This window comes from Enterobacter sp. BNK-29 (genome assembly GCF_048684785.1).
GTDB classification, from domain to species: Bacteria; Pseudomonadota; Gammaproteobacteria; order Enterobacterales; family Enterobacteriaceae; genus Enterobacter; species Enterobacter cloacae_M.
Genome location: NZ_JBLQTU010000001.1, coordinates 3718697 through 3737744 on the forward strand (window position 1 = coordinate 3718697; position 19048 = coordinate 3737744).

The 19048-nt window shown below is 54.8% G+C and carries 20 protein-coding genes; 7 read left to right on the plus strand and 13 right to left on the minus strand.

Annotation, left to right across the window (positions count from 1 at the left end):
- Positions 1-19 precede the first annotated feature (19 nt).
- Positions 20-1159 carry a glucans biosynthesis protein MdoC gene (mdoC, locus tag ACMGGX_RS17740; RefSeq protein ID WP_023311114.1) on the minus strand — a complete coding sequence of 380 codons (1140 nt, stop codon included), beginning with the start codon at positions 1157-1159 and terminating at the stop codon, positions 20-22.
- A 254-nt stretch (positions 1160-1413) separates the two neighbouring features.
- Between mdoC and mdoG the strand changes: the two genes are divergently transcribed.
- The 3 genes from mdoG to ACMGGX_RS17755 all read left to right on the plus strand — a co-directional run bounded on the left by mdoG (position 1414) and on the right by ACMGGX_RS17755 (position 5801).
- Positions 1414-2967, plus strand: a complete 1554-nt coding sequence (gene mdoG, locus ACMGGX_RS17745; RefSeq protein ID WP_021240787.1) for a glucans biosynthesis protein MdoG — start codon at positions 1414-1416, stop codon at positions 2965-2967.
- Entirely contained in the window at positions 2960-5488 is a 2529-nt protein-coding gene (mdoH, locus tag ACMGGX_RS17750; protein WP_023311116.1) for a glucans biosynthesis glucosyltransferase MdoH, read from the plus strand. The genes mdoG and mdoH overlap by 8 nt, the downstream gene beginning before the upstream one ends.
- Positions 5489-5573: 85 nt before the next feature.
- Positions 5574-5801: a YceK/YidQ family lipoprotein gene (locus ACMGGX_RS17755; protein WP_024908995.1), complete on the plus strand. Its 228-nt coding sequence runs from the start codon at positions 5574-5576 to the stop codon at positions 5799-5801.
- Between the two features lie 6 nt (positions 5802-5807).
- On the opposite strand, the gene ACMGGX_RS17760 is transcribed toward ACMGGX_RS17755, so the two are convergent.
- The 3 genes from ACMGGX_RS17760 to ACMGGX_RS17770 all read right to left on the minus strand — a co-directional run bounded on the left by ACMGGX_RS17760 (position 5808) and on the right by ACMGGX_RS17770 (position 8564).
- Positions 5808-6182, minus strand: coding sequence for a MysB family protein (locus ACMGGX_RS17760; RefSeq protein ID WP_023311118.1), 375 nt, complete (start codon positions 6180-6182; stop codon positions 5808-5810).
- A gap of 97 nt (positions 6183-6279) precedes the next feature.
- Positions 6280-7497: a multidrug efflux MFS transporter MdtG gene (gene mdtG, locus ACMGGX_RS17765; protein WP_048979209.1), complete on the minus strand. Its 1218-nt coding sequence runs from the start codon at positions 7495-7497 to the stop codon at positions 6280-6282.
- 140 nt (positions 7498-7637) lie between these two features.
- Positions 7638-8564: a Kdo(2)-lipid IV(A) acyltransferase gene (locus ACMGGX_RS17770; RefSeq protein WP_023311120.1), complete on the minus strand. Its 927-nt coding sequence runs from the start codon at positions 8562-8564 to the stop codon at positions 7638-7640.
- Between the two features lie 221 nt (positions 8565-8785).
- Between ACMGGX_RS17770 and ACMGGX_RS17775 the strand changes: the two genes are divergently transcribed.
- Positions 8786-9835, plus strand: a complete 1050-nt coding sequence (locus ACMGGX_RS17775) for a rhodanese-related sulfurtransferase (RefSeq protein WP_039261862.1) — start codon at positions 8786-8788, stop codon at positions 9833-9835.
- Between the two features lie 41 nt (positions 9836-9876).
- On the opposite strand, the gene ACMGGX_RS17780 is transcribed toward ACMGGX_RS17775, so the two are convergent.
- The 9 genes from ACMGGX_RS17780 to mdtH all read right to left on the minus strand — a co-directional run bounded on the left by ACMGGX_RS17780 (position 9877) and on the right by mdtH (position 16552).
- On the minus strand, positions 9877-10455 hold the full coding sequence (locus tag ACMGGX_RS17780; protein ID WP_420298676.1) for a YceI family protein: 579 nt from the start codon (positions 10453-10455) through the stop codon (positions 9877-9879).
- Between the two features lies 1 nt (position 10456).
- Complete coding sequence (locus ACMGGX_RS17785; RefSeq protein WP_126794676.1) at positions 10457-11023, minus strand: cytochrome b; 567 nt, start codon at positions 11021-11023, stop codon at positions 10457-10459.
- A 207-nt stretch (positions 11024-11230) separates the two neighbouring features.
- Positions 11231-11344, minus strand: coding sequence for a YceO family protein (locus ACMGGX_RS17790; RefSeq protein ID WP_032638658.1), 114 nt, complete (start codon positions 11342-11344; stop codon positions 11231-11233).
- Positions 11345-11404: 60 nt separating this feature from the next.
- Positions 11405-12523, minus strand: coding sequence for an N-methyl-L-tryptophan oxidase (solA, locus tag ACMGGX_RS17795; protein ID WP_348560896.1), 1119 nt, complete (start codon positions 12521-12523; stop codon positions 11405-11407).
- A 116-nt stretch (positions 12524-12639) separates the two neighbouring features.
- A complete protein-coding gene (gene bssS, locus ACMGGX_RS17800) occupies positions 12640-12894 on the minus strand; it encodes a biofilm formation regulator BssS (RefSeq protein WP_008500827.1) in 255 nt (84 codons plus the stop codon).
- A 273-nt stretch (positions 12895-13167) separates the two neighbouring features.
- The gene (gene dinI, locus ACMGGX_RS17805) at positions 13168-13413 is read right to left on the minus strand and encodes a DNA damage-inducible protein I (protein ID WP_008500826.1); all 246 of its coding nucleotides are present in this window, start codon (positions 13411-13413) and stop codon (positions 13168-13170) included.
- Between the two features lie 74 nt (positions 13414-13487).
- Complete coding sequence (pyrC, locus tag ACMGGX_RS17810) at positions 13488-14534, minus strand: dihydroorotase (protein WP_348560897.1); 1047 nt, start codon at positions 14532-14534, stop codon at positions 13488-13490.
- A 125-nt stretch (positions 14535-14659) separates the two neighbouring features.
- Positions 14660-15220 carry a lipoprotein gene (locus ACMGGX_RS17815; protein WP_029740355.1) on the minus strand — a complete coding sequence of 187 codons (561 nt, stop codon included), beginning with the start codon at positions 15218-15220 and terminating at the stop codon, positions 14660-14662.
- Between the two features lie 123 nt (positions 15221-15343).
- Positions 15344-16552, minus strand: coding sequence for a multidrug efflux MFS transporter MdtH (mdtH, locus tag ACMGGX_RS17820; RefSeq protein WP_348560898.1), 1209 nt, complete (start codon positions 16550-16552; stop codon positions 15344-15346).
- A gap of 236 nt (positions 16553-16788) precedes the next feature.
- Here mdtH and rimJ point away from each other — a divergent pair, with 236 nt between their 5' ends.
- From rimJ to ACMGGX_RS17835, 3 genes are read left to right on the plus strand one after another with little or no spacing between them, the layout of a single operon-like run.
- Positions 16789-17373, plus strand: a complete 585-nt coding sequence (gene rimJ, locus ACMGGX_RS17825; protein ID WP_008500822.1) for a ribosomal protein S5-alanine N-acetyltransferase — start codon at positions 16789-16791, stop codon at positions 17371-17373.
- Positions 17374-17382: 9 nt separating this feature from the next.
- On the plus strand, positions 17383-18039 hold the full coding sequence (locus ACMGGX_RS17830; protein WP_420298677.1) for a YceH family protein: 657 nt from the start codon (positions 17383-17385) through the stop codon (positions 18037-18039).
- A 2-nt stretch (positions 18040-18041) separates the two neighbouring features.
- Positions 18042-18965 (plus strand): Gfo/Idh/MocA family oxidoreductase, encoded by a 924-nt coding sequence (locus ACMGGX_RS17835; RefSeq protein WP_348560900.1) that lies wholly within the window; start codon positions 18042-18044, stop codon positions 18963-18965.
- The last annotated feature ends 83 nt before the right edge of the window (positions 18966-19048 follow it).

The window sequence follows — 19048 nt, forward strand, 5'->3', positions numbered from 1 at the left end:
ATCTGATGCGCCGCGGGATTTATGAGGCTTTTGCCTGTGGTTTTCCTGAAAAGAGGAAGCGCAGGAGCGGGATCCGCAGATGGATTTCGTAGAGTACGATTGCTACCCCTACAACAAACACCAGCCCGGTAAAGAACCCCAGCGTGTTGGAAGCGATGTGCGGTGTGATGTAAGCCCCGAAGAAAAGCGTCAACGGATGATGCACCAGATAGATAAACAGTGACGCATTAACGAAGTAGGTCACGCGACTGGACTTAAAGTTCAGCAAGCGGTGGCCCAGCGCGAATACCACGTTCACCATCCACAGCCCAAGCAGCATAGTGATCACGCTTTCCGTTTCATACATCCAGGCATCGCCGCTGCCGTAGCGCTGATTCAGCAGATAGGCCGCGAACGCGAGGCTTGCCCCCAGCGCGCACCACGGTGACGGGGTGACAAACAGCGACTTAAGCTTCGGATGAATAAAGGCCAGCGCGCCGATTAAAAAGAACGGAATGTAGAACAGTGACTGCATCACCACAAAATTAAATAACCCGTCGCTCAAAATCGGCGGGTAGACGATAAGCAGCGTTCGGCGCACGGCGGCATAGGCAATCCCCAACAGCAAGAAGAGCACTGACAGTTTGCCCATCGTAACGTTGGCGAAGAAGGTGTCGGCTTTTGTACTCAGACGGTGGCGCAGGCGGCTGAAAATCAACAGGCTCACCGTTGTGAGCACCACCAGGACCAGCAGGAACCACAGGTGAGACACCAGCTCCCAGACCAGCGTATTGTACTTTTCATACAGCGACAGATTTGGCCAGTTCTCCGCTTTGCCTTTGACGTATTGCAACATAATGAACTGAGGCAGCGTCAGCAGTGGAATTGCGGTCAGCATGGGGATCCCCACGCGCTCTACGCGCACTTTCCACCAGCGCTTGAGCGGGTATCGCAGAAACAGCATGTAAGAAAAATAGCCGGATATGACGAAGAACACCTGCATACGGAAGGCGTGAATAAAGTCATTAAACAGCGTCAGCCACCAGGAGGGCATCTGGCTATTCACATGCCAGGTGTGGCTGGAGTAAATCAGTGAAATGTGAAAGGGGATCCCCAATAGCATCAGCCAGGCCCTGATCGAGTCGAGGAAATATTCACGTTCTGTTGGTGTTGTGCTCATATAACGTTGTGCATTCTCAGACTTTTCGTCTTATCCCTAAGACTCATAATGGTTACATTCGAAGCCAACCCTACACCAAGACCGACACCCTGTCTCCAGGATAAGCACGCAAAGTGAATAGCGGGTTCTTTCATTTGCTTAATCCATGAGCCAGCAGCTGAACAAAGCAGTGATAATGTTGTCGGATTGCCTGAGTTTCCATTAAAATGGATCGGATCGATATAAGCACACAAAGGGGGAAGTGCTTACTTATTATGAAACATAAACCACAGATGATGAAAATGCGTTGGTTGGGTGCTGCAGTGGTGTTATCACTGTATACCTCATCGGCACTGGCCTTTAACATCGACGATGTCGCAAAACAGGCAAAATCGATGGCAGGCAAGAGCTACGAAGCGCCGAAAAGTAACTTGCCCTCCGTTTTCCGCGACATGAAGTATGCGGACTATCAGCAGATCCAGTTCAATCACGACAAAGCGTACTGGAGCAATATTAAAACCCCGTTCAAGCTTGAATTTTATCATCAGGGTATGTACTTCGACACGCCTGTTGCCATCAATGAAGTGACGGCAACCGCGGTACGTAAGATCAAGTACAGCCCGGATTACTTCAATTTTGGCAATGTGCAACACGACAAAGATACGGTGAAAGACCTGGGCTTCGCAGGCTTTAAGGTGCTTTACCCAATCAACAGCAAAGATAAAAACGACGAAATCGTCAGCATGCTTGGAGCCAGCTATTTCCGCGTCATTGGCGCGGGGCAGGTGTACGGGCTTTCTGCGCGCGGTCTGGCTATTGATACCGCGCTGCCATCAGGTGAAGAGTTCCCACGTTTCCGTGAGTTCTGGATTGAACGTCCAAAACCAACGGATAAGCGTCTGACCATTTATGCACTCCTGGATTCCCCGCGTGCAACCGGTGCCTATCGCTTTGTGATTATGCCGGGTCGTGACACGGTAGTTGACGTGCAGTCCAAGGTTTACCTGCGTGATAAAGTGGGCAAGCTGGGCGTTGCGCCGTTGACCAGTATGTTCCTGTTCGGGCCGAACCAGCCGTCTCCGGCTACCAACTTCCGCCCGGAACTGCACGACTCCAACGGTCTGTCTATTCATGCCGGTAACGGTGAGTGGATCTGGCGTCCGCTGAATAACCCGAAACATCTGGCGGTTAGCAGCTTCGCAATGGAAAACCCGCAAGGTTTTGGCCTGCTGCAGCGTGGTCGTCAGTTCTCCCGCTTTGAAGATTTGGACGATCGCTATGACCAGCGTCCAAGCGCCTGGGTCACGCCAAACGGTGACTGGGGTAAAGGCAAGGTCGAGCTGGTAGAAATTCCAACCAACGACGAAACCAACGATAACATCGTCGCTTACTGGACGCCGGATCAGCTGCCGGAAGCCGGTAAAGAGATGAACTTCAAGTACACCATTACCTTCAGCCGTGACGAAGATAAGCTGCATGCGCCGGATAACGCGTATGTAATGCAGACTCGCCGCTCAACGGGTGATGTGAAGCAGTCTAATCTTATCCGTCAGCCTGACGGTACCGTGGCGTTTGTCGTGGACTTCACAGGCCAGGATATGAAGAAACTGTCACCGGACACCGCCGTTGCCGCTCAGGCCAGCATCGGTGATAACGGTGAAATCGTTGAGAATACCGTGCGTTACAACCCGGTAACCAAAGGCTGGCGTCTGACCCTGCGCGTGAAAGTGAAAGATCCGAAACAGACCACTGAAATGCGTGCTGCGCTGGTCAGTAACGATCAGCCGCTGAGTGAAACCTGGAGCTATCAGCTACCTGCCAATGAATAATACATCTGAATATATTGATGCCATGCCGCTGACGGATATCGAAAAAGCGGCACTGCCAAAGAGCGACATCCGCGCGGTTCACACCGCGCTGGATGGTGAACATCATACGTTTTCCCGTGATGATGATACGCCGCTCGGGTCAGTCAAGGCGCGTCTGGAGCAGGCCTGGCCGGACTCGCTGGCGGAAGGGCAGTTGATTAAAGACGATGAAGGACGCGATCAGCTTCAGGCGATGCCGAAGGCTACGCGTTCCTCTATGTTCCCCGATCCATGGCGCACCAACCCGGTGGGCCGCTTCTGGGATCGCCTGCGCGGGCGTGATGTGACGCCGCGCTATCTGTCGCGCCTGACGAAAGAAGAGCAGGCCTCCGAACAGAAATGGCGTACCGTCGGGACAATCCGTCGCTATATCCTGCTGCTTCTGACGCTTGCGCAGACGGTCGTCGCGACCTGGTACATGAAAACTATCCTGCCTTACCAGGGCTGGGCGTTTATCAATCCGACGGACATGATGGGCCAGGATCTTTGGGTCTCCTTCATGCAGCTGCTGCCGTATATCCTGCAGAGCGGCATTCTCCTGCTGTTCGCGGTCCTCTTCTGCTGGGTCTCGGCCGGTTTCTGGACCGCGTTGATGGGCTTCCTGCAGCTGCTCATGGGGCGTGACAAATACAGCATTTCAGCGTCAACGGTCGGGGATGAACCCCTCAATCCCGAGCACCGTACCGCGCTGATTATGCCTATCTGTAACGAAGACGTTGACCGCGTATTTGCGGGCCTGCGTGCGACCTGGGAGTCCGTGAAGGCGACCGGCAACGCGGAGCATTTCGACGTTTACATCCTGAGCGACAGCTACAACCCGGATATCTGCGTTGCGGAACAAAAAGCGTGGATGGAGCTGATTGCAGAAGTGCAGGGCGAAGGCCAGATCTTCTACCGCCGCCGCCGTCGTCGCGTGAAGCGTAAAAGCGGTAACATCGATGACTTCTGCCGTCGCTGGGGTAACCAGTACAGCTACATGGTGGTGCTGGATGCTGACTCCGTCATGAGCGGAGACTGCCTGAGCGGTCTGGTGCGCCTGATGGAAGCCAACCCTAACGCGGGTATCATTCAGTCTTCGCCAAAAGCGTCCGGTATGGACACGCTCTATGCGCGCTGCCAGCAGTTCGCCACCCGTGTTTACGGGCCGCTGTTTACGGCGGGTCTGCACTTCTGGCAGCTGGGTGAATCGCACTACTGGGGCCACAACGCCATTATCCGCGTGAAGCCGTTCATTGAACACTGTGCGCTGGCGCCGCTGCCGGGTGAGGGTTCGTTTGCCGGTTCTATTCTGTCGCACGACTTCGTAGAAGCGGCGCTGATGCGTCGTGCTGGCTGGGGCGTCTGGATTGCCTACGACCTGCCGGGATCGTACGAAGAGCTGCCGCCGAACCTTCTGGACGAGCTCAAGCGCGACCGCCGCTGGTGTCACGGTAACCTGATGAACTTCCGCCTGTTCCTGGTTAAAGGGATGCACCCGGTTCACCGTGCGGTGTTCCTGACCGGCGTGATGTCCTATCTCTCTGCACCGCTGTGGTTTATGTTCCTGGCGCTGTCGACTGCCTTACAGGTGGTTCATGCCCTGACGGAGCCGCAATACTTCCTGCAACCGCGTCAGCTGTTCCCGGTGTGGCCGCAGTGGCGTCCGGAGCTGGCGATTGCGCTGTTTGCCTCCACCATGGTGCTGCTGTTCCTGCCTAAGCTGCTCAGTATCATCCTTATCTGGTGCAAAGGCTCGAAAGAGTACGGCGGTTTCTTCCGCGTGACCCTTTCTCTGCTGCTGGAAGTGCTGTTCTCCGTCCTGCTGGCGCCGGTACGTATGCTGTTCCACACCGTGTTTGTGGTCAGTGCGTTCCTGGGCTGGGAAGTGGTCTGGAACTCACCGCAGCGTGATGATGACTCCACGCCGTGGGGTGAAGCCTTTATGCGCCACGGTTCTCAGCTGCTGCTGGGTCTGGTGTGGGCGGCCGGGATGGCCTGGCTGGATCTGCGCTTCCTGTTCTGGCTGGCGCCGATTGTCTTCTCGCTGATCCTGTCGCCATTTGTGTCCGTGATTTCCAGCCGTTCAACGGTGGGGCTGCGAACCAAACGCTGGAAACTGTTCCTGATCCCGGAAGAGTATTCCCCGCCGCAGGTGCTGGTGGATACCGATCGTTACCTGGAACAGAACCGCAGTCGCTCGCTGGATGACGGCTTCATGCACGCCGTGTTTAACCCGTCATTCAACGCCCTGGCAACGGCAATGGCGACTGCGCGTCACCGCGCCAGCCAGGTGCTGGAGATTGCCCGCGATCGTCACGTTGAGCAGGCGCTAAACGAGACCCCGGAAAAACTCAACCGTGACCGTCGTCTGGTGCTGTTGAGCGACCCGGTGACTATGGCGCGTCTTCACTACCGCGTGTGGTCCGCTCCGGAGAAATACTCTTCGTGGGTGAACTACTATAAAGACGTGAAGCTGAACCCGCTCGCGCTGAAGGCGAAGTAAGTTGTTAAAAAGGGGCGGGTAAGCGAATCGCCACCCGCCAGATAAAATACCGGCTTAATCGCCGGTATTTTTTTAGAGGTTAAAGATGAGAATAATCATCGTCGTTATGATGGCATGCCTGCTCAGCGGCTGCGGCAGTATCATCAGTCGCACCATTCCAGGGCAAGGCCACGGAAATCAGTATTACCCGGGCGTGAAATGGGATCTTCGTGATTCCGCATGGCGCTACCTGACCGTGCTCGATCTGCCGTTCTCGCTGATTTTCGACACGCTGTTGCTGCCGATCGACGCCAGCCACGGCCCTTACGAATAGCGTAAATTAACGCTCGTCCCACTCATCGGCTGCGGTTTGACCTTCTTCCGTATCCAGCGGCGGCTCGAGCTGAAACTCACCCTCATCCCACTCGTGCAGGGTGTTCTCTTCCAGCCATTCCTGCCGAAGTTCGATTTCGTCATAGTCGCCATCAAAGACGGCCTGCGCACCTTCACCACTTAATATCGGCAAACATTCCCCTTCTTCACCTTCATCGGCAAAGAATTCGGCCTGCCACATAATATCTCCATCCTGCAGAACGTATTTTTGGATATTAAGCTGTTGCACGTCAGCATCTTCTTCTTCAACGCCGGGGTTGTCGGCGAGGAACTCTTCACGAGCGGCATCAATAGCTTCTTCCAGCGTGGCGTACATGGTCATTGGTGTCTCCCTGTTTTCCAGAAGGTTTCAGGGAAAGAATAGCTGAATATAAGATTCTGCAAGTATGAATGCGAAAATAAGCTGTCAGGCGTTCGTCTTATTCCGTCACGGGCCGCAGCGCGCGGGATAAACTGAACCATGAATAAATGGCATTGAACAACACGACGCCCGCCGTCACGATAAAGACGGCGCGAAAACCGAAGCTGGCGGAGATCCCGGCTCCGAGCAGCGGTCCGGTGACGTTACCGATATCGCGGAATGACTGGTTATAGCTGAAAATACGCCCGGCAATCTGGTTCGTGGAGTTGTAAACCAGCAGGGTCTGTACGGCGGGAAGCAATGCGCCGTCGGCGGCTCCCAGCAAAAAGCGCAGGACGCCCAGCTGCCATGGCGTTTGCACCATCGACATCGGGATAAGCAGCAGGACGGAGATCACCAGCGCGCAGATCAGTATTTTTTCCGGACCCACCCGGTCCCCCAGTTTTCCGAGCCTCGGGGCGCTCAGCAGCGCCGCCACGCCGGGTACGGAAGCAATCAGCCCGCTGATGAACGCAATATTGCTGACGTTACCCGCCAGGTCGCGAACGTACAGCGTCAGAATAGGGGCAATCGACCCGGTAGCCACCTGGATAATCATTGTCGTCACGAACAGGCTCAGCACCAGTCTGGGATTTTTGAGCGAGGTCAGCACCTCTCTGGCGTGGAGCATCTCTTTTTTGGCGACAGGCGTGAAGTTTTCCCGGATACAGAGCAGGGTGACGATAAAGCACAGGAACAACACGCTGGCGGTGATAAAGAAGACCGGGCGCAGGCCGTAGTTATCCGCCAGTAATCCACCGGCCAGCGGTCCAAGCAGAGCACCGCTCACGCCGCCGGTGGAGAGTGTTCCTAGCGCCCAGCCGCTCTTATGGCGGGGAATTTGCGTGGCAATCAGAGCATTCGCGTTGGGAATAAATCCTCCCAGCAGGCCCAGCAGCGCGCGCAGGATCAGAAACTGCCAGACGTTCTGCGCCACGCCCATCAGCGCCATGATAATGGCCATCCCCAGCGCCGAACGCAGCAGCATGATTTTACGTCCCTTGCGATCGGCAAGGCCGCCCCAGAAGGGCGAGGCCATCGCGGAAAAGAGAAACGTGATGCTGAATACCAGACCGGACCACATATTGAGCGCGCTGTGGCCCGTCACGCCTAGCTGTTCGACGTAGAGCGGCAGGAAGGGCATAACCAGGCTAAAGGCCGCGCCGGTAAGAAAACAGCCAAGCCACGCAACCGCGAGGTTACGCTTCCAGTTTATGGGGGCATCTGAGGGTGACATAACTATCCGCATAATGAGGTGCAGAGCACCTGAAGCATAAAGTAATAAGCCTGCTAATTATGCGCCTGGGTTATGATTGCCGCAATGACGAGGAGCTTTTAAAGCTAAAACGGCATGCGGCCCTGAGGACCGCATGAGGATTAATAGCGGGACGGCGTGCCTTGTGGACGCGTTTTAAAACGGCGGTGCAGCCACATATACTGCTCGGGCGCCAGCATGATGCACTTCTCCACAACGCTGTTCATCCAGCGTGCGGTGGTTTCCGCATCATCGAGCGGCGGCGCGAGTTCCGGCTCCAGCATCATCAGCTCGTAGCCTGAACCATCCGGCTTACGGCGGGGAACAAAAGGCACGATGGCGGCTTTGGACATGCGCGCCAGCATCCAGGTACCGGTCGTTGTGGCGGCCTCTTCAACGGCGAAGAAGGGAACAAATACGCTGGCCTGTGGGCCATAGTCGTGGTCGGGGGCATACCAGACCACTTCACCGGATTTCAGCGCGCGGATCATCCCCTTCAGATCCTTACGGTCGATCATGCTTTTGTTGGAGCGCATGCGGCCGTTGGTCTGGATTAAATCGATGACCGGGTTATCGTTAGGACGATAAACGCCAATGCCCGGCGCCTGCATGCCGAACATGCGCGCCCCGATTTCCAGCGTAAGGAAATGGACTCCGATCAGCAAAACGCCCGTCTGGTTGGCCTGAAGCGTATGCACAGGCTCCATGCCGGTTCCCGTCACCTCGCTCCAGCGGGCCATGCGTTTGTCCGGCCAAAACCACGCCATGCCGGTCTCCATAAGCCCCATCCCGACGGATTCGAAATTCTTCGCGACCATATCGTGACGCTCTGGCTCGCTCATCTGCGGAAAACAGAGCTCAAGATTGCGGTACGCGATTCTGGCGCGACGCTTCATAAACAGTTGCGCGAAACGGCCCAGAAATTTACCCAACCGAAAAATAACAGGGTAGGGAAGCTGTACCAGAAGCCATAAAAAGCCGATGCCAAGCCAGGTCAACCAATAGCGGGGATGCAAAAGGGCGGCAGTAAATTTTGGTAACTGGGTCATGTCTTTCCTGTGTTCAAACGTCCTGTTTTGCTAGTGTCTCATTTTTTGAGACATAGCCAAAATATCTGCTTTCGAAGCGTGCACGAATACAGCAATTGTTAAGCCTGATTAATCAGGGTGTGTGAAATGTAGCGTAAATTGTGTGGATGTAAATTGGTTTTGTTTGCTATATGATGCCGACCGATTTTTAATTCTCTCTAACGATTCCAGGACTGTACACCATGCCAGTGTTACACAACCGCGTGTCGAATGAGATGTTGAAAGCGCGTATGTTGGCTGAAACCGAACCGCGCACAACCATCTCTTTCTATAAATACTTCACGATCGACGATCCGCAGGCGACCCGCGATGCGCTTTATCAGGCGTTCACGGCCCTGAACGTCTTCGGCCGCGTCTACCTTGCCCGTGAAGGCATTAACGCGCAAATTAGCGTACCGGAAAGCAAAGTCAGCGCCTTCCGCGACGTGCTTTATCAGTTCGATCCGGCCCTCGACGGCTTGCGCCTGAACATTGCTCTGGACGATGACGGGAAATCCTTCTGGGTGCTGCGCATGAAGGTGCGTGAGCGCATCGTGGCGGACGGTATCGACGATCCTGAGTTTAACCCGGCGGATGTCGGTGAATATCTCAAGGCAGCGGAAGTGAATGCGATGCTGGACGATCCGGATGCCGTGTTCATTGATATGCGTAACCACTATGAGTACGAAGTGGGGCATTTCGAGAACGCGATGGAAATCCCGGCCGACACCTTCCGCGAGCAACTGCCCAAAGCGGTTGAGATGATGCAGGAACATAAAGATAAAAAGATCGTTATGTACTGCACCGGCGGTATCCGCTGTGAGAAAGCCAGCGCGTGGATGAAGCACAATGGCTTTAATAAGGTCTGGCATATTGAAGGCGGCATTATCGAGTACGCCCGCCGCGCCCGCGAGCAGGGTTTACCGGTGCGCTTTATCGGGAAAAACTTTGTCTTTGACGAGCGTATGGGTGAGCGTATCTCGGAAGACGTTATTGCCCAGTGCCACCAGTGCGGCGCACCGTGCGATACCCACACCAACTGCAAAAATGACGGGTGCCATCTGCTGTTCATTCAGTGCCCGGCCTGTGCCGAGAAGTTTAACGGCTGCTGCAGCGAACTGTGCAGCGAAGAGAGCATCCTGCCGGAAGAAGAGCAGCGTCGCCGTCGCGCAGGACGTGAAAACGGCAACAAGATTTTTAATAAATCACGCGGCCGTCTGAATACCAAACTGGGTATCCCTGACCCGGAATGATAATAACGCCCGGCACGGCAAAAGCCTGCCGGGCGAATCTATTATGATTTCTGCTGTACACCTTCAACGGAAATAATCAGCTCAACGTCCTGAGACGCCGGGCCTAAATCCGTTGTGATATTAAAATCTTTCAGGTGAATTTTACCCGCCGCTTCAAATCCTGCGCGTTTACCGCCCCACGGATCGTCACCCTGACCCAGTAATTTAGCATTAAGCGTGACCGGTTTTGTTACGCCGTTAAGCGTCAGGTTGCCGGTAATATTCAGCTTATCACCCTCGTTTTTCACTTCCGTGGAGGTAAAAGTAGCCTGTGGGTATTTCCCGACATTGAGGAATTCGCCACTGCGCAGATGTTTATCACGTTCAGCATGATTGGTATCCACGCTGTTAGTATTAATGGTCACGCTGACCTTGTCGGCGGCAGGATTTTTCTCGTCAAAGGTGAATGTGCCGTCAAAATCCTTAAAGGTACCGTACAGCCAGCTGTATCCCAGGTGCTGAATACGGAAATTGACGAAAGCGTGCTGGCCCTCTTTATCAATTTTATAATCGGCCGCCACGGCGGAACCGGCGGTGAATAACAGAGATCCCAGGGCGATACCCAGCAGGTGTTTTTTCATTTTATGCTCCAGAGTCAACTGACGAGCGGCCAAGCATGCGCTTTAGCGTATCGTCTTTATCAATAAAATGGTGTTTGAGGGCGGCAAGCCCGTGCAGCACGGACAGGATCACGACGCTCCACGCAAGCCAGAGGTGAACGACCCCGGCGGTGTCAGCCTGAGCGCCCGCATCGCTGAGCGTTGCCGGGACGTCAAAAAGGCCAAAGACGCTAATCGGCTTACCGTCCGCCGTCGAGATAAGGTAGCCGCTAATCAGAATGGCGAAGAGCAGCGCATAGAGCGCGATATGCGCGGCAACGGCACTGACGCGGGTAAATTTGCCGTGGGTCTTTGGCGCGGCGGGCGGCGGGGAAATATGTCGCCAGATCACGCGAAAAACCAGACCCAGCATCAGGAGAACGCCAATGCTTTTATGTAACTCCGGTGCCTGGTGATACCAGCCGTCGTAATAGCTGAGCGTGACCATCCAGAGTCCAAGTCCAAACATACCGTAGACGGCAATAGCAAATAACCAGTGCAAACTTACGGATATTATTCCGTAGCGCCGGGAGGTGTTACGCAGTTGCATCAGAATGTCCATTTTCATATTAACCGAAGGGTAAAAATGAACGGGAAGATGTGACATTGCAACTGAAATAATTGTCTATTGATTTTTATTTTATTTATTTCAGCGCTTTTGAACAGGATCGATAAAGGTAATTCAATGTCTTCGTGCAAGTAAAATAAAGAGCTTCAATAAAGCTAAATTAATGTCAATTATTGTCAGTCAAAGTTTTCAATAAAATACAATGTAAACAAAATCAATAATGGCCAACAGCGCCCACAATAAGATATAGAGCATGAAATGCTCGCGAATATTATTCATCAGAAAGCTAACGATCCTGCGCATAACGCCCCGTAATGCAGTGTGAATGAAACGGGCCCCGAAACCTCCGGAGCCCGTGGCGGATTATCCGTTAAAACGCGAGAGTGAGAAGGGCGTCAGATCAAACTGCGGCGCGATGCCCTGGCCAAACTGTGCGGCGATCTCGCCCAGCACGGATGCGAACTTAAAGCCATGGCCGCTCAGCCCGGTAATCAGCAGGACGTTGTCATGCCCGGGCAGCGTATCAATGATAAAGTCTTCATCCGGCGTGTTGTCGTAGGTACAGGCCGCGCCATACAGCAAGCCACCGACGCCCGGAAGAATAGTACGCAGGAACGAGAAGGCTTCCGAACCATCCTGTGGACAGGCGCCAAAAGGCTTACGCTCTTCAGGGGAGGCGATAGCCTGGCCACCGTTGTGTTTACCGATTTTCAGCGCATCTTTCTCGGAAGGGAAACCGTAGAACTGATCGCCATTCGGCAATTCGCCGGTAAAGGCCGGGAATTTATTCTGCGCGCTGTAGCGACCATCCGACTGGAACCAGGAAAAGACCTTGCGCACCGGCTGGATTGGCAGTTCCGGCAGCAGGCGAGTGACCCAGGTTCCTGCGCTGACGAGCAGGCGGGACGCTGAATAGTCGCCGTCAAGAGTCGTTACCGTGACGCCATTCTCGTCATGGGCGATGGCCTCCACCGGACAGTTAAACAGCTGCGCACAGCCGGCCTTCGCGGCAAGATCGATCCAGGTTTTGATTGCCGTTTCACAATGCAGCACGCCGGAGTGGGCTTCAAAGAGGCCGATGTAATCGTCCGGGACGGTAATTTCAGGCCAGCGCGCGGTAATGCCCGTTGCGTCCAGCTTCTCAACATCCAGATTAAAGGCTTTTGCGCTGCGCTCGACGCCGGCGAGAAAATCAGAATGAGCAGGGCCAAGGTTGACGACGCCGGTACGCTCGAAAATACGCTCTTCGGTCTGTGTCGCCAGTTCATCCCACAGCGTCTGGGCGCGAAGCACCAGCGGCACATAGCGCTCGCCTTCTCCATACGCATGGCGCATGAGACGGGTATCGCCATGATGGCTGCCCTCCGAATGAGGAGGAAGGTGGGCATCGATCATCAGGACCTTCAGACCTGCCTGTGTTGCGTAATAACCGGCAGCGGAACCCACGGAGCCGCTACCAATAATGATTAAGTCGTATCTCATATGCATCTCATAAACTGATGTTTTGTTAGCAGAGTAATTAACAACGCGGGGTTAGACAAGGGAGAAATAAATAAGGCACCGCGAGGGTGCCTGTAGAGAGAAAAGTGGGCATAAGCTTAGTGCCGTTTATACTCATTTTCCTGATAGTCGCCAGATTCTATTTTTGCAATACCTGCCTCTAAAATAGAAATAAACTGACGGGCGACGTCTGTTGTTAGCCACAGCGTCTGTCCAACTTCCGCTTCTTCACGGTTGAGTTGATTCGGGGTCTGGTAGTGCAAACGCAGCATCAGCGCATCGTAGCTATCTACGGTACTGATATCCCAGCCAACCAGTGGATGGGTCTGGATCACTTCACTATTCTTTTCCATTATAACCCCCTTAATGCGTGTTAGAAGACAACGGCTTTGAGGTTCAATGCATGTTTTTCTGAAAGCATCTTCAGTATACCAAGTAATAAGGGTTCCAACGGGAAAAATAAACAGGTGGCAACACATTTTTCTGCTTTTTAGGATTGTTCGAACAATAAAACACCATCTCGTTCACGATTTTTAAAGAAGATGCCGAATTAATTTGAACTTGCAGGATTTTTAGACAAAAAAAGCCGGGGCGACCCGGCAAAAAAACACAATGAGGGAGCAGTGTTAATCTGTGATAAACCAGTCGTCTGCGCTTTCCCACGTTTCCTGCAGGATTTCGCTGATGCGATCTTTATCTTCTTTCGCAGCACCAATGACGGAGAGGTTGTTCGCCGCGGCGTAACGCACCGTTACGGCACCCGCGTTGTCGGGAAAGGTGTTGTTAATACGGCGGGATAACTCGCCTGCCAGTGCATCAAGCGCGCCGGCAGGCAGAACGGTTGTTTTGGCTATGGTGACTTCAATACGCATAAATGCCCCCTGTGTAATATACTGTTTATTTATACAGGTATATTATCGGTTTGACAACAAGGGGCATTGATTTTTTAACGTTTTACCGTCCAGTTAACGGTTTCGCCCGCCAGGAATGGGATCAGCGTGTCATCCGTCAGCGCAATGGACTCCTCAACGTGGCTCGCTTTACGCTCCAGTTCGATGAAGGTGTCGTTGACCGGCAGGCCGTAGAAGCGCGGGCCGTTAAGGGAGCAGAACGCTTCAAAATGTTCGAGCGCGTTCATCTCTTCAAAGACGGTCGCGTAGCTGGCCAGTGCCGTTGGGGCGTTGAAGCAGCCTGCACAGCCGCAGCTCGCCTCTTTGCGGTGGCGGGCGTGAGGTGCGGAATCGGTGCCGAGGAACGCGCGGGAGAACCCGCTGGCAACCAGCTCGCGCAGCGCCTGCTGGTGGATGTTGCGCTTGAGAATAGGCAGACAGTACAGGTGAGGACGCACCCCGCCCACCAGCATGTGGTTACGGTTAAACATCAGGTGCTGTGGCGTAATGGTCGCGGCGATAAGATCGTTGCCGTCGCGCACATACTCTGCCGCGTCTTTGGTAGTGATATGCTCAAAGACCACTTTAAGCGCGGGCAGGCGCTGGCGCAGAGGCTCCATCACGGTCTCGATAAAGCGGGCTTCACGGTCGAAGATGTCAATCTCGGCATGCGTGACTTCACCATGGACCAGCAGCGGCATGCCCAGTTTCTGCATGCGTTCCAGAACCGGCATGATGGCATCAATGCTGGTGACGCCGTGGCTGGAGTTGGTGGTGGCATTTGCCGGGTAGAGTTTCGCCGCCGTAAATACGCCTTCGTTAAACCCGCGCTCCACTTCGTTCGGATCCAGCGAGTCGGTAAGATAGCAGGTCATCAACGGGGTAAATTCGTGTTCCGCAGGGACGGCATCCAGGATGCGCTGGCGATAGGCAATCGCGGCATCGACGGTGGTGACTGGTGGAACCAGGTTAGGCATGACAATCGCGCGGCCATAAATTTCGCTGGTATAAGGCACGACGGTTTTCAGCATATCGCCATCGCGCAGATGGATATGCCAGTCGTCAGGGCGGCGGATTTTAAGAACCTGGGGTTGTGCAGTCATGGAAGCTCCGGCTTGTCAGGAATCAGTCATAAGGATGGCTGTTTTTGCCGGACACAAATCATAAGCGGAAACGTTTTCGTTTGCACACTTTTCCGTAAAAAAAGGGCGCCGCAGCGCCCTTCAGGTTAATCGGTGAAAGGAATGATAATTTCTCCCGGTTTCACCTCTATACCTTTTGCATATTTTTTCGCCAGAGCTTCACCCTTGCTTTTGTCTTCGCTTAAGACGTACGCGGGCTGCTGGTTAAAGTAATTTCGCAGCGACTGGTTGAGATAGGGCATCAGGGTTTGCAGAACCGGTGCCATCTTGTCCGGCGACACCTGCGCATCGACGACTTCCATCTCCTGCAGGAAAATTGCCCCTTTCTCTTTGTTGAAAACGGGCAGGGCCTTCAGCTTGAGCTTGATGTTGGCCTTCTGATTGCCAAAGAGGGATGACATATCGAGAGCCGCGTCACCGGCCAGGGTAACTTTGTTTGGCTCTTCACGTCCAATCTGGCTGGTCAGGTTCGTAAGGACGATATGCGCGTCCGCCAGTCCCGGCACGCCAATGTCTTTAGAGAAATTGTTATGTTTTTCCAGCGCCTGATTAATTTCCTGTTCACTGACGGTATATTGCGTGAGCTGGTTACAGCCAACCAGCAGGCCGCTGACAACTAATGCCGCGGCAAAGACAATTTTCTTCATAGTGTTCCTCAACGAAAAATCGGCGCTTCTGTCCTGTTACGCCAGTATGTCAGTGTGAATTGGCAGAAACCAGCAGAAAAAACTGAGAAGTGGGGCGGGAGTGGCTCCCGCCCGAGGGAAAGGCTACGCGCCAGGCTCGAGCATCCCGCTCGCGCTGCGTTTCTGGCTGAACTGCCACCACAGGGCAAGGAGCGTCATAAAGCCCACCGCGCCGAGCATCACCCACGGGAGTTCGGGCTGGTTAAACGCTTTGCCGGCATCAAACAACCAGCCGCCACCGGCGTAACCTAATGCACCGCCAAGCGCCAGCCCGAGCCGGCTGAAACCCATATAGCTGCCGCGCGCACGCGCATCCGCAAGCGAGGCGCTCAGCGTTTCACGCGCAGGCTCGGCGATGATTGAGCCAATATAGAACGTGCAAATCAGCGTAAAGAGCTGCTGGAGAGAGTTCACCAGACCGATCGGCATCATGCTCAGCGTCATCAGGAGCAGCCCGGCCATCAGGCGATGCTCCAGACGAAAACGCCGTTCGCTCCAGCGGGCAATCGGATAGAGCAGCGTCAGGGAAAGTGCGGCTTCGATGGCGTACATCCATTTAACGGCAGCAGGCGTGCCAGCAATGTCGTTAACCATGATCGGCAGCATCAGCATGACCTGCACAGCCAGCATGTAGTAGCCCGTCAGGGTCAACACATAGGTGACAAAACGCCTGTCGCGCAGGACGCGGCCAAGACCTTCCCGGACCGGCGCTTTGACCGTCGACAGTTTCCAGGCGGGCAGGAACAGGCCATTAAACAGCGCGCACAGAATAAAGAGCACCGCACCGGCGGCGCAGACCAGTCGGAAATCATACTGCAGCAGCCAGCTTCCCAGCAGGGCGCCGATAACCGCCCCGGCACTGTCCTGCATCATCAGAATCGAGAAGAAACGGCCGCGGTGCTGGGGGCGAATAAGCTTTACCACCAGCGCGGTGCGCGGCGGATCGAACAGCGTGCCGCCGATACCGGAGAGGAAACAGGAGAACCAGAGCAGCCAGGGCTCCTGAGCGACCGCCATCGTGGCAAAACCTGCCGCGCGCAGCAGCATACCGGTAACGATCATCGGTTTAGCGCCAAAGCGGTCGGCGATGGCCCCGCCAAAGACCCCCAGGCCCTGCTGGACAAACTGGCGTAACCCCAGGGCAATGCCAACCATTAATGCCGCCCAGCCCATCTGATCGACAAAGCGGATCGATATCAATGGAAAAACGACAAAAAAGCCGAGCACGACCAGCATGTTATCGACGAGCAGGAAATATTTACCCAGGCTCCTGGCCTGTGATACGCGGGACATTTTCCCTCCAGGGAAAATAAGAAGGTGAGCACGCTAACATTCTGCGGTGTCGCCGCGTTTTTTCCCACCCCCGGGGGTGACAATATTTTTTTATCAAAAGGGTGCTTTGATAGAGAGTTCTCATCGAAAAATGTGAAAAGAGGTGAAAATGGTATGTCACTGTTTTCACAGACGGCGCAGGCGCAGGTATAGTAAAGCTAATGGGTCAGCAGAAGTGACGGGAAGGAGTGGTATCGATGTTTGGCTATCGCAGTAATGTGCCAAAAGTGCGTCTGACAACGGACAGGCTGGTCGTTCGTCTGGTGCATGAGCGTGATGCCTGGCGTCTGGCGGATTATTACGCCGAGAATCGCCAGTTTTTAAAACCCTGGGAACCCGTTCGGGATGAGAGCCATTGTTACCCTTCCGGCTGGCAGGCGCGCCTCAGCATGATTACGGAATTTCACAAGCAGGGCAGCGCGTTTTATTTCGCGCTGCTGGATCCTGAAGAGAAAGAGATTATCGGGATCGCCAATTTTTCAAACGTGGTGCGCGGGTCGTTTCACGCCTGCTACCTTGGCTACTCCATCGGCCAGAAATGGCAGGGACAGGGGCTGATGTACGAGGCGTTAACGGTGGCGATCCGCTATATGCAACGCACGCAGCATATCCATCGCATCATGGCGAACTATATGCCGCATAATCAGCGCAGCGGCAATTTGCTGGCGCGTTTAGGGTTCGAGAAAGAGGGTTACGCCAAAGACTATCTGCTGATAGACGGAGAGTGGCGCGACCACGTTCTGACGGCGTTAACCACCCGGGACTGGACCGCAGGTCGTTAAGGAGAAAAGATGAAGTATCAGCTAAACGGTACAGAAGCGCGCGTGATTGGGTGCTTACTCGAAAAACAGGTCACCACGCCGGAGCAGTATCCGCTCTCCGTCAACGCCGTAACCATGGCCTGCAACCAGAAGACCAACCGCGAGCCGGTGATGAACCTCAGCGAGCATGAGGTTCAGGACGTGCTGGATGCGTTGGTTAAACGCCACTATCTGCGCACCGTCAGCGGCTTCGGCAACCGCGTGACCAAATACGAACAGCGCTTCTGTAACTCCGAATTTGGCGACCTGAAGCTGAGCAGTGCGGAAGTGGCGGTCATAACCACGCTGTTGCTGCGCGGGGCGCAGACGCCGGGAGAGCTGCGCACGCGCGCTTCCCGCATGCATGAGTTCAGCGATATGCAGGAAGTTGAGCAGACCCTGGAAGGGCTGGCTTCTCGCGAAGACGGCCTATACGTGGTGCGTCTGGCGCGCGAGCCGGGCAAACGTGAAAGCCGCTATATGCATCTGTTCAGCGGCGACGTCGATGTCGCTACCGTTACCGCGGAGAGCGACGCGGGATCCTCAGCAAGCAATGACACTCTTGCCGCGCGCGTAGAGGCGCTGGAAGACGAGGTCGCCGGGCTGAAACAGCGCCTGGATGCATTGCTGGCACATCTGGGAGACTGACGGTGAAAAAATTACGCGTAGGCGTGGTGGGGCTCGGCGGCATCGCGCAAAAAGCCTGGCTGCCTGTATTAGGTGCGGCGACGGACTGGACCCTGCAAGGGGCATGGTCACCCACCCGAGAAAAGGCAGAACGTATCTGCGAAACCTGGCGCATTCCGTATGCCGCCTCTTTGCAGGATCTGGCCCGCGAGTGTGATGCGGTCTTTGTACATACCTCAACGGCAACCCACTATCAGGTGGTGAGCGAGCTGCTCAATTTGGGGGTTCACGTCTGCGTGGATAAGCCGCTGGCGGAAAATGTTCAGGATGCCGAACGGCTGATTGAGCTGGCCGCGCGCAAAAAACTGACGCTGATGGTGGGCTTCAACCGCCGCTTCGCGCCGCTTTACCAGCTGCTGAAGGCGCAGTCGAACACGCTCGCCTCGCTGCGGATGGATAAACACCGCACCGACAGCATTGGGCCAAACGATCTGCGCTTCACCCTTCTGGATGATTACCTGCACGTTGTGGATACGGCGCTGTGGCTGAGCAACGGTAATGCGCAGCTGAAGAGCGGTACCCTGTTAACGAATGACCAGGGGCAGATGGTCTACGCGGAACACCACTTCGCCGTTGAGCATCTTCAGATTACCACCAGCATGCACCGTCGTGCGGGAAGCCAGCGTGAATCCGTGCAGGCGGTGACCGACGGCGCGCTGTACGACATTACGGACATGCGCGAGTGGCGGGAAGAGAAGGGCAACGGCGTGGTGACGCTCCCGGCGCCAGGCTGGCAGAGCACCCTCGAGCAGCGCGGTTTCGCAGGATGCGCCCGCCACTTTATCACCTGCGTGCAAAATCAGACGGTTCCTGAAACGTCCGGCGAGCAGGCCATTATGGCGCAACGCATTGTGGAAAGGCTCTGGCGCGATGCCATGAGCGAATAACTCGCTGTAACATCTGCGGATAGTAATTCGTTGAAATCCGGGTAGACTAAGCGCCGCTTGTTGGCTTTGCCGGGTGGCGCTTA